The organism is Chitinivibrionales bacterium (genome assembly GCA_014728215.1).
In the GTDB taxonomy this organism is placed as follows: domain Bacteria; phylum Fibrobacterota; class Chitinivibrionia; order Chitinivibrionales; family WJKA01; genus WJKA01.
This window is the reverse complement of record WJLZ01000140.1, coordinates 17006-28949: the sequence shown is the minus strand read 5'-3', so window position 1 is coordinate 28949 and position 11944 is coordinate 17006. Positions and strand designations below refer to the sequence as shown.

Below are 11944 nucleotides of genomic sequence, written 5' to 3'. Positions count from 1 at the left end.
ATGACAAATAAGTTATACACAAGAAGGTATTTTATGAAGCAAACGGCACTGTTTATTGTTCTGGCGGTATCGCTCCTCGCGCATCCGATTCATGCAGCAGGTCTTCCGGGTGAATATCTCATTACGCAACGATGGAGGGATATGCTTTCCCCTCATTCACCGCTGACCAATCCGGCCTTGCTTACCGAAGAAGATTATTTCACGGTAAGGGCGGCGTTTGCACCCACCATGCAGGCAGCATTCAAACTGTGGGAAATGGGCGTAACCCTTCCGCTGGGGCTCTACCAGTCCGCCGGCGTGACCTGGGTTGGACAGAACTCGGGTTCTTATAAAGGAAGTTACTGGGACGACAACCAGCAGGTAAGCATTGACGGCGGGGAAATCAGCAGCCAGAGCCATTTTTTCATGCTCTCCTATGCGGTCAACCCCTGGCGCCGTCTCAGTCTGGGATTGAACCTTGCCATGGCATACGAAAAGCTGTTCAATGAAGAAACCCGCATGAGTATTCCTCCCGGTGTTGATATAGGGTTGTCATACCGCCTTGCAAGGCATCCGATATTTGGCAATCATGTCTTAGGTGTTTCGGTACAGAATCTTATGGCTCCGGAGCTGAAAAGTAACACCGACAAATACGACGGTGATGTGTATTCGAGAAATCTCAAGTTGACCTGGCTTTCCAAATATTTTGAAAACCGTATCGAACAGTCAATTGATGTTGATGTAAAGGACTTTCTTGCCAATAAGGAATCTTTTCTTGATGATGCCATGTCGCTTGAATATGATGTTTACTATCGAATTACCGGATGGATACTCAGAATATTCAAGATCTGCGGTCAGTTCGGTGTCGGGGACAATGGTTCCAAATATTTTGGCTTTGCCGGTGGCGCCAATATACCGATGGTTAATGCGGGAAAAGACCTCGAGATCTTGTATCAGTATAACAACATGCTCGAAAAAGAGAAAATACTCAGTCATACGATCTATGCCCGCGCCGATTTCGGCAAACACCGAGAAGAAATCTATGCCCGGAAACTGGCCCGCATGATCGATTCCTCCCCTAACGATCTGTATAACAAAGCCCTTTCACTCTATCATGCCGGAAAACACTGGGATGCGTTCTTTGTTTTCGGTCAAATACTTTCTCTCTATCCCGACTTTTTCAAAAATGACTGGGTCTCCTACTATCTTAACAGCTGTCAGGAAGAGCTCGATATGAGAGAAGCTGCTGAGGAGGGATACGATCAGATGATCCAGCGATATTCCGGAAGCGAGGTAGTGCCCTATGCCGATCTTGGCATGATGAGAATTGCCTATCGTAACAATGACAACACCAAAGTTGAACAGCAATTTTCTGCACTCCAGAAACCGGGTGTACCCGATTCACTTAAATATCATGCTGCATATTTAATGGCCGAAACTTTCATGCAACAGCAGGACTATGACGTTGCACTTCAGATATTCGAAGTAATTCCAATCGACCATCCCGATTACCCCTTTGCCCAGCACTCCGCGGCTATAGCGCATATAATGAATAATGATACGTTAAGTGCGGTTGCTTCTTTCGAAAATTCAATCATGAATGGACCGCAATCGAAAGCGGCGCAGGAAATAATCGATCGTTCCTATTTGATGGTAGGGTATCTCTTTTACGAAAAAGGACAATTGTCAAAAACCGTCTCGGCTCTCAGGCGGGTAAAACCTGGAAGTTTACACTATGAAGACGCCCTTCTGGGCCTCGGATGGTCGGCAATCAAATCCCGCCAGTGGACCGATTGCTTGAATGCCGCAAGGGAGCTTCAGAAAGCCTCCGATAAACCCGTAGTTCAAGCTGAAGGAGTTTTACTTGAAGCGTATGCCCTGATGATGCAAAAGCAGTATGGCAATGCGCAAACCATTTTGAGTTCGGCATCCGCTATGATCAGAAGCCTCGAAAAACCATCGGAAGGTTCACTGTCATCGATGCGCCGTCAATATCAAAATTCACGAGAATCCTATGAATCTGTTGCGCAAACAGCCAGAGAACTGACAACATCCCGTCAGAATGAAACTGTCATCGGTATGATTGACAGCCTGCATACGCAACAGAAGAGACTCAAAACCGAAATCGACCAGTTCCTCTCCTATTCGGATAATTTTACCCGCCAGAGTTTCTTCGCCCGCCATATCGACCAGGTACAGGATGATATCGAATACGCTCTGGCAACAGCGACTCATCTCAGCGGACAAAAAGGCGCCGAAGAATCGGTCAGGAAGCAGCTCAAGGAGCAGCAGAAACTCGATGAAGAGATCGAGCGGCTGAAGGAAGAGATGGAGAAGCTGGAAGAGTAAATACAAAAATATCGAAAACAACACACTTCACTACTATATGTGATTGCCTGAATTGACTCCTTTGCTTTCTTTGCCTTATGTAACGCGCATGCAGGCACTGAGAATATTTCATGGGTTGAACCGTTTTATGGAGCCGCTGTCCGGCTTTATTCATGAGAAACGAAATATTTTTAACATGGCCATCCTGGTTGCGGGCAATATGTTGAAAGCCATGCTTTATTCGTCATATTTAACGACTAAAAATATACAATGAAATTTACAGATCAGTCAAGAAAGGTAACGCTGATCTGCCCGGACTTTTTTATTGGTTTAACGATGCCCCCTCATTCATCACCATGCGCTTTTGTGCACTTCACCCAAGATTTATGCATAAATTATTGTAATCAACCTGTTTTTTTTCCCTTGAGCGGCTAACCGACTGTATTTTAAAGTAAGTAGTTACCCAGAAACAAATAAAATACCCGGGAGCCCTTCTATTAATGAACTCTGAAAAAGTAATCTATCGTCTCTTTTTCGTTACCTTCTTTGTTTCGGGCGCCTGTGCGCTAGCGTATGAAATCATCTGGGAACGGATGCTTCTTTTGATACTCGGCGGCAGTGTGAATTCAGTCGCTGCAGTGCTGGCATCGTTTATGGGGGGCCTTGCGCTGGGAAGTTTTCTGTTCGGCAAGCTTTCGGATCGATTGAACCGCCCATTACTTATCTATGCCGGTCTCGAAATCGGAATCGGGCTGTTTGCTTTTGTATTCCCCTCGCTGCTGTCGGGCCTCAATTCGGCTTATGTCATGCTCTCCCGTCAATTTTCAGGCGCTCCGTGGGCATTGAATGCAATCAAGCCGGTGTTCAGTTTTCTGATCCTGATGATCCCCACTGCATTCATGGGCAGTTGGAAATTGTTCTTATTGCCCAGTGTGATAATCGAGGAAAACTCCTGCTCTCTTCGGTAAACGAATCCTGGTTCAGAATTATCGAGGATGTCTGCGTGACGTCCCATGCAAAATTTAAGACGATCGGCTACCTCGGAGGCGAGGAGAATCCATTCAAACTTATAAGGGATGACGGCAAGGAATGCGAACTTCCGTCGGGCGATGACGTTCTGGGGTATCTTTTGATTGTCACCAACAACGACCGAACAAAGAGGAAATTATCCGCCGACTGTATCACATTAAGAAACCGCTCGCCCTTCTGGATCTCGCCGGAGGATGGAGTATTCCGCCGAAATACCACTGGCCGGATATCCGCATGTTTACCGCAGCCGTACTTCCCTCCGCAGCCCGGGATGTCGCACGGTTTCTTCTGGAGCTCGGTCATAAGCGTATCGCCTATATCTCCCCCTACCATAAAGCCCACTGGTCGCATGTCAGGTTGCAGGGAATTGTCGACATTTACAAGAGCGCAGGTCTGGCCGAAGGAGTCGTGCCGGTAACTTTTACCCAGCCACCGCGCTTTTTCCGCTCCAACGCCCGGATTAAAGCCAATCTCGACGCCCTGCTTTCATTTCATGAATCATGGAGCAAGGGAATGCCCAGAGAATACCGTCGGGTACTCGATCCGATAATCACCGATATGATACCCAATCGAAGCCTCTACCTGGCGGAACTCTACTATTTTTTGCGCACCCTATTCAAAAAAGCATTAACCGACACGGAAATCACCGCCTGGATCTGCGCAAATGATCAGGTGGCGGTTGCCGCCTATGATTATTGCCGTGAGAGAGGAATCGATATTCCCGGAAAACTTTCAATTGTCGGTTTTGACGACAGCTATGAAGCCCTCGAAAAGGGTATAACCAGCTACAATTTCAATATCCGCGGCATTATGAACGCCATGATCGGTTATATTCTCAACACCCGGAGTTATCCTGGCACGTATCAGCGGAGACCAATCGAAATTGAAGGGATGATCGTTCAGCGGCGAACGAGCGGACGAGCGGACAAAACTGCTTGAACAGCAACGTTATATCTCACAGCACGGCAGTGCCATAATCGGTTATTTCAAATAAGTCATCGGGGTTTTGAAATTTCCGATAATCTTTCCTCCGGGGCCGATTGCTTTGACGGTCAGGAAGTAAACTCCTCCGCCGATAGCGTTGGAACGCCCGGGGCGCCACACATGTGTATTGATACCGGGATTGAAACGGGTAAGATCATGTCCCCACACAAGCCGCCCCTGAGCATTGAACATCCTCAATTCAAGCTTACTCACCCCCTTATAGGGAACGGAGAACACGATTTTTACGGCGCGCTTGAAAGGATTGGGATAGGCGCCGATAAATCCCATCCTGAACACCGGGAAGTTCTTTTGAAATTTTTCCAGTGATTGTGCATTTCCCACTGCCAGTATTCGGTACTCATGTGCGTTTCCACCAATATCAACCGAAAATTCATTCTGCTCATTCTGTTCCCAAGTGCGGGATGCGGGGTTGAGTATTTTCATCTGATAACCATTTGGAATATCGCCCAGCGGGTGCAGAGAGCCGGTAATTTTATCTGTTGTCGCTGATTTATTTCTTACCACAAGCCGATAGGTGCAAACACCGTCCTTTTTGGTATGAACAACACAATGACCATAAACGCCCGTTCCTTTCGTATCCCCCACCCCGAGGCTTACATTTGAAAAGGACGGAGGCATAGAAAGATAGGTAACTTCCCCCTTTCCTTCACGGTACCCGCAATAAACCGAACTCAGACGAACCCCTTCCTTTGTCTGGGGTATAACCCTGATACTCCACCCTTTATCGGAATTCAATTTTTTTGTCGGATTTGCCCGGTAATTCGAGGCGGCTACAGGCAGAGGTGGTATTTTCAATATCACCTCCTGACCACTTCTGTTATAGACGGTATGACCGGTAAGATTCGGCTTTTCTATTCGCTCGGAAAGTTCATCAAGGCCCGGAATCCCTTTAATGTAAAGTGCTTCGGAGCGGTATATTTCCGCACGTGCGTTTCTCAGATCTTTAAGCTCGAATTTACTCCAAAAATAGAACTCAAGCGCTTCGTCATTATCCTTACCCGTTGTTTCCAGAATATCACCTACGGTAATATCGTATTTAAACGGGAGGGCAAAATCCGTCCATTCATTAGGGGGCAAAACGATCTCAAAAGGTTCTTTCTGACTCACCGTCACGCCCGACCCGAATCCGAGCGGTCGTGCCTCGCGGGTTTTCACCCAGATAAGCCGTCCGGGCTCAAACCGGAAAAAGGATGCATGTTCCGCCGAATATTCCACCCATTTCTTTTCACTTCCGGCGTTACCCTTGTAGGGGACCCAGCGAAATATCCTGAAATCAGACTTGTTGTATTTCCATTCATTCGCATCGCCTGTAAGATCGGTAAGCGCATCTCCGGCTTCGGGGTTTTCGAGATAGGCGGTAACCGACAGGGGCGACCATTGCATCGTTTCGGTGGTAACAAAATCGGAATTATCCCGCAACGCCCGCCGCGACACATTGAACGTATCGCTGTGGACGCCATCGGTAACAATAAACAGAGCGCGGACCCCGTTTTCCTCGGAAACGATCATGGCGGGAATCGAATCGATCACCTCTCCATTCACCGTGCCGTCGACAATGCCGCTTATCGAATAGGACTCAAGAAAAACATCGCCGTCGGTCGCATAGATAAGTTTCCACCGGACATTTGCGGCATTGTCCTCGACATGTATCGTATCGTAAATCGCCTTTGACGGATCGACGGGGTCGTCAATAGACTCCGGCAGCGTCACGGCGGGCTTGACCTTGTCAACCATGGCAACAAAGGAGAAAGGATCACCGCTTACATCATCGATGAAATTGTCGGTGTTTACATATACCAGACTTTCGGCCGGATTGACAACAAACCCGTACTCGACCAGAAGCACACCACCGCTGTCGCGATATATGCCGATATCATTCCAGCCATAACCGTCGGGAAGAGAATCGATTTTGAATCCTACATTAAAAGGCTGGTAGGCGTCATGATCGGTTTTTAATGTAAAACCAATAGAAACCGGAACATAATCCGCTCCGATACTTCCGGTATTGTAATAACCCACTGTTTCGGTAAAAATCACATTATCAAGCTTGTAATTTTCATCCTTGAAAAAGAGGCCTTTATTGTTGAAAAACCATACCGTATCGGTAACAAAATATTCGATTTCCTGACTGCTGAAATCGGGCGAGGTTATTGAAGCCACCGACTTATTTGTCGGTGACGACCAGGGACCGTTACTGCTTCTGAGCCAGAGTGCGGTCCAGTAGAGCGTATTGAATTCAAACGTATCGCCAAGCTTTATCGTATCCCGGCCCGAGGTCTCAATTACTGAAGATTCAAGGATTATCAGTTTCCCGTATTGCGGAGGGACCGGCTCTTTGATATTCGCCGTATCTTCATTGACGCCGACCGTTATTCCCAGATGATAGGTAATCTGTTCGGAAAGATCACGGCAGCTCCAGTCGACAATGAGGTGGTTTGTTGTCGAATCAAACCGGAGCGAATCAATCTGTGATGTATTTTCCACATAGGCCTGAGGATCATAATCGGGCGTTGAGTCTGTGGCGGTAGCCTGTGAGGTTATATCCGACCAGAGCAGATTTTTCATTCCCTGAATTGCAAAATAATAGCGGGTTGCTGGCCCCACGGCGACGTCAAGCAATGAATCCGACGGTGAGAGCCCGACAACGATATACTCATCCTGTGAAAGTGTATAAGGAATCCTCCCCTCAGGGACCTCAGTATCGGCTCGATAGACCAGACGGACACTGTCCATCGAGGATACCGCATTCCATTTGAGGGTCATCCCTCCTGCATCGACTTTTGTGATCCCCAATTCGTAGGGATTGTGGGGAGGAGGCCAGCCCGCGATAAAGGAACTCTCCTTTGCCGGACTCAGATACCCGTTGGCGCTTAACTGACGGACCGAAATTGTAACAGTCTGAGTGTCACTCCCCGTATTTTCATTATAAAATCCCGGATTTTTTAGAGTCCATCGATAGGTGTTGGCGGGACTGTTTGAAAGGAAATCGTCCGACGGCACCGTGTCCTGCTCTTGTACGTCGGCTCCGAAAGCATACCTCACCACAACGCCGGTCACTCCGGGCGTGTCAATCGATCCCGCGTTACCGATTGAAATAACGGCATTGTCAAGAGAGTCGGTATTGAGGACAACATCCGAAACACTCCCGATATTCCCCGCATACCTGCCCGAAACATTTAAATCGTTGACCGGGACCATTTTTAACGCCCCGGTGTTATAGAGATTGAATTTGCTTGGGCCGGTGTTCCATAACGGTGAAACCCAGAACCCGTAAACCGTATCGGCGGGACCGGACGGCGCTTCGACCGTAATCGTCCGGACCGGATCGGAATCGAGCGAGCTGAGTTCGAATGAAGTCAGCATTGATGCTTCCGCGGTGTCGATAGAAGACCGCCCGTTTTTACCGTACCAGACCCCGAGGCCGGTTGCATAGGGAGGCGGGAACCCACGGCGAACACTGTCAATGCCGAAATTATCAAATGTCAGTTCGATGCTTGTTGACGAAACATAGCGGGCATTGGAAATTGTCACCGGATTTTCACCGATATCTCCATAGATCGATATCTCCGGTGAATAGGCGGTGTCATTACCGGCAAGCGGCGCGCCGATAACGACCAGACGGACACGATAAACCCCCGAATCTCTGAACGTGAAACTCGTATCGGATATCGATGATGACGTCCGGTAGACAATCGAATCAATATCAACGCCCTCAAAGGATGCATACCATTTGACGCTGTCGATATCACCGGTGGAATTATCGGTTACGTGTATCACCGCCGGTTTGAAACCCGCACTGTCGCTTACCGTGAATCCGGCCCGTGCTTTCTCTATCACCCGTAACGTTGCCGTATCGGTAACAGCGCTTCCGGCGCTGTTTGAAAGGATACAATATATTTTTGCCTCGTTATCGGAAGCAGGAACATTGGAGAGGGTAAGCTCCTTGCTGCCGCCGGCAATTTCACCGGCCCCCACCTTGTACCAGGTATAGAGAATCTGAGCAGACCCATCGGCGTCTGCCCGGAATACCGCGGTGGTTGATTCCGCAATCATGGTATCATTCGGCTGCCGGGTAATCTCGGGAGCCTTCGGGGTAACGGTCAATGTGGCGGCTGAAGAGACAACGGTGTCTTTACTGTTCCAGACATGGACCGTATACTGACCGGCCTTCGAGGCGGTGACCAAACTGTCGGTGTAGGTCGATGACATCGCTCCGGGAATGGTATCGCCCCCCCTGAACCATTGATAATTCGGAGATGTTCCCGTTGCGATAACACTGAATGTGGCGGCTGAAAATTCCACCACCGAATCACTCTGCGGTTGCGAGGTAATCTGCGGAGGTTCAATGTACGAACTGACGGTTAATAGCGCCGCATCCGATATTTTTTCACTTACCGAATTGTACACCCGGCAGGTATAGGTGAACGTACCGGTATCCGAAAGATTTGACAGTTGAAGCGTTTCGCTGTTTTCCCCGGAAAGGGGCGTCCCGTCTTTTCTCCACTGGTAGCTCAAGGAGTCACCGTAAGCAGTGACGGAAAAAGAAACCGACTCAGTTACCTCCCTTGTTGCGTTTGAGGGAGAAATAGAACTAATCCGCACCGTATCGAGCACGGTAATGAGCGCACCCTGTGAAGTAACCATTCCTTCACTGTTGGCTACCCGCACCGAATAGGAGGCCGAATCGGATTTGGTGAGATTGTTATCCACATACACCGAGTCATCGGCGGTGGGATTGGAGGCCGTGGTTATCGCCGTACTGCCTTTGAACCATTGAAATGTAAAGGGTTCCGATGTTCCGCTTACCTGAGCATAGAGCGACACGCTTGATCCTACTCCCCGTGTGGCCGGTTGCGGATGTTGTGTAATCGACGGCGGATTGACCATTGTGCCAACCGAGATTGTTGCGGTATTTGACAGGGCCGTATCGACACTGTTGGTTATCCGAACGTGGTAATTGCCGGCATCGGTAAGCTGCAGGCTGGAAAGAGAGAGGTCCGATCCTGTTTCACCGCTCAGTTCATTGCCGTTTTTATACCATTGATAGGCAAGTGTTCCGCCCCCCGATGCAACGACGGAGAGGGTATGTGATTCTCCAACGAGTCGGCTTGCCGATTGCGGCTGCTGAGTTATCTCGATAGTGTCTACCACGGTAAGGGTGACCGTATTTGATGCTGTCTCGCTGCTGATTCCAGCGGGGCCGCCCCGTACCTGATAGACGCCATTATCATTCACGGAGGCGGCATCGAGGGTGAGAGACTGCGCGGTCTCACCCGAAAGCATATTGCCGTCACGATACCAGGTATAGGTAAAGGGGGGCGTGCCGCCGGTTACGCTGGTAGTAAACTGAAAAGAGTCGCCTTCGGCAATGGTGCTGTTGCCGGGATTGAGCACCACATTGTCCGGCGCACTGAGGACATTGAGGATGACGCCCGTGGATGTCTCACTCCCCGCCGAGTTACCGACCGTCACGGTGTAGGTTCCCGAATTGCCGGTTGTAGCGTTCTGAACGGTGTAGCTCGATGATGTTCCGTTTGTTTCGATTGCATTGCCGTTTAAATACCATTGATACGTAAACGGGGTGGCGCCGTCGGCAGACGCTGTAAATGTGATACTCTCCCCCACTTCGATCGTTGAATTACCCGGGGTAATTGTTACATTCGACGGAGCATCAGCAGCCACTGCGAGTGTGGCGGTCTGGGATATTTGCTCGCTCACGCTATTATAAGCCCGGCAGGTGTAACCGCCCGCATCACTGGCCTGCGCATTGGAAATGGTAATATTCGAATTGGTTTCACCGGTCGAAACGCCGTCTTTGCGCCAGTCATACTGGATGGCGCCTTCACCGGTAGCAGTCACCGAATAGGTAACCGATCCGCCGACAGGAATCCCCGTATCCGACGGCGATGGTTGAACGGTAATAACAACCGTGTCGATTACGGTCAATTGGGAAGTTGTTGCCTGGTCCGAGCCCCAACTATTGCTGACCGTAACAGTGTAGGTACCCTCATCGATGGTAGCGGCGTCGGTTATTTGAAGTGAAGCAGAATTCCCGACAACCTCCCCGCCCTTCGTCCATTCATACGTAAAGGGAGTGGCGCCGTCGGCCGACACGGTAAAGGTAACCGACCCGCCCTGGGCTATTGTCTGAGGATCGCTCGGGGTTATACTGAGGTTACCTGGGGGCTGATTCGATTCGGGTATTTCATCGGCCCCGATATCCCAGGTCCCGGACCTGGATTGACCGTCAATATCAGTTCCCCCTCCGGAAAGGGTCGTCCCTGCATTTTGTGCCGGAGACCCGACCTGAATATGCAGGTCTTCGCTTCCCAATTCCGTCGACAGGAAGAGATCGGATGCAATCGCATCATACACAGCAGTAGCGTCGTCGCCCGGCGCGCTCTCATCGGAACTGAGATTGTGACTGCATTGGGACTCCCATGTTGAAGAATTGGCGTAAAAATCAGGATCTTCCCCACCACCATTATCAACAGCGATAACATTCCGGACAAGCGCAATTGAGTTGTTGGTGATCCGGACACCATAGGAAATGCAATTATAAATGGTATTATTTAAAAATTCCAGTCCCTCTGCACCAGCGGTCTGTATGCCGCAACCCGACATATTATAAATAATCGAGTTTTTTACCGTTACACTATCGCTCCCACTCCCGATGAACACACCCTGGACATCCGAAGAGCCGTCATCGTGAATAATACAATGGTCGATAGTCCAGTTTGCAGAAACATCGATTTTAGCTGCGTCGTTATCACTGCCGGTAGCGTCGGGGCCGGTTATCTCAAGCCATTCGATTTTCGTATAGGCTGGATTTAATTCGTTAAAAAATATATATCCATGGAGGACTACTCCCGACCCGGCAACGCCGTTGTGACGGTACCCGTCGGCGACACTGATCCGGATGTAATCGGAGGCCGAGGTATTGGAAAACCCCGACAAATCGATATTTTCATCATAGGTCCACGGCGCGTCGGATCCATCGTTGGGATAAAGAAGGATATGTTGCTCCCCCTGTCCCGAAAGATTGCCGCCATGATCGTTTTTGCATTGTGTGATTGCCTCGGCAATCGTTGCAAAGGCTTTGCCGTCTCCAACGTCATAGGTTGCGCCCCATGCGCCACTCAATGAAAACGTGAATACTATACACGCAAAAAAACTGTTCCAAACCCCTTTTCGCCGCATGCTGTTCTGAAAAAACGGAAGCATACGAGTTGTCATAAGATTATCCTTGTATGATATAGTGTGCAAAAACAGTACGTATGTTTCAAAACTATAAAAAGATTCCCTGCTGGTATATCCAATGCATTTATTCGAAAAAAGGCCGATTCGAAAGCGTTTTGTGGTGATGTAAAAATGTGGAACATCCTCGAAGTATGCTCACAACAGGAAGAAAAGAATGTGCTTTCGGAGTTGCTCCAGCACGACTCTATCGCACCATATTTCAAACCATGGATCTGTTACCTGCGGACACAATGTCATGCACCAGCATGAAAGATCGGCAAATTTGATCATTTTTGGCGAAAATTACACCCGGAATAAGGTCCACAGGTTTCGGTAATAAATTATAATATGGGAATTGAAAATG

Annotated in this window: 4 protein-coding genes; 3 read left to right on the top strand and 1 reads right to left on the bottom strand. The window is 49.1% G+C overall.

Annotated features, from left to right (window positions below):
- The first annotated feature begins 33 nt into the window (after positions 1-33).
- The 3 genes from GF401_11715 (at position 34) to GF401_11705 (ending at position 4275) form a co-directional block, all read left to right on the top strand.
- A complete protein-coding gene (locus GF401_11715) occupies positions 34-2328 on the top strand; it encodes a hypothetical protein (protein MBD3345718.1) in 2295 nt (764 codons plus the stop codon).
- 479 nt (positions 2329-2807) lie between these two features.
- Positions 2808-3275 (top strand): hypothetical protein, encoded by a 468-nt coding sequence (locus tag GF401_11710; protein MBD3345717.1) that lies wholly within the window; start codon positions 2808-2810, stop codon positions 3273-3275.
- A 295-nt stretch (positions 3276-3570) separates the two neighbouring features.
- Positions 3571-4275 (top strand): hypothetical protein, encoded by a 705-nt coding sequence (locus GF401_11705; GenBank protein MBD3345716.1) that lies wholly within the window; start codon positions 3571-3573, stop codon positions 4273-4275.
- Positions 4276-4317: 42 nt separating this feature from the next.
- Here the strand turns inward: GF401_11705 and GF401_11700 are convergent, their stop codons facing one another.
- On the bottom strand, positions 4318-11577 hold the full coding sequence (locus GF401_11700) for a hypothetical protein (GenBank protein MBD3345715.1): 7260 nt from the start codon (positions 11575-11577) through the stop codon (positions 4318-4320).
- Positions 11578-11944 lie beyond the last annotated feature (367 nt).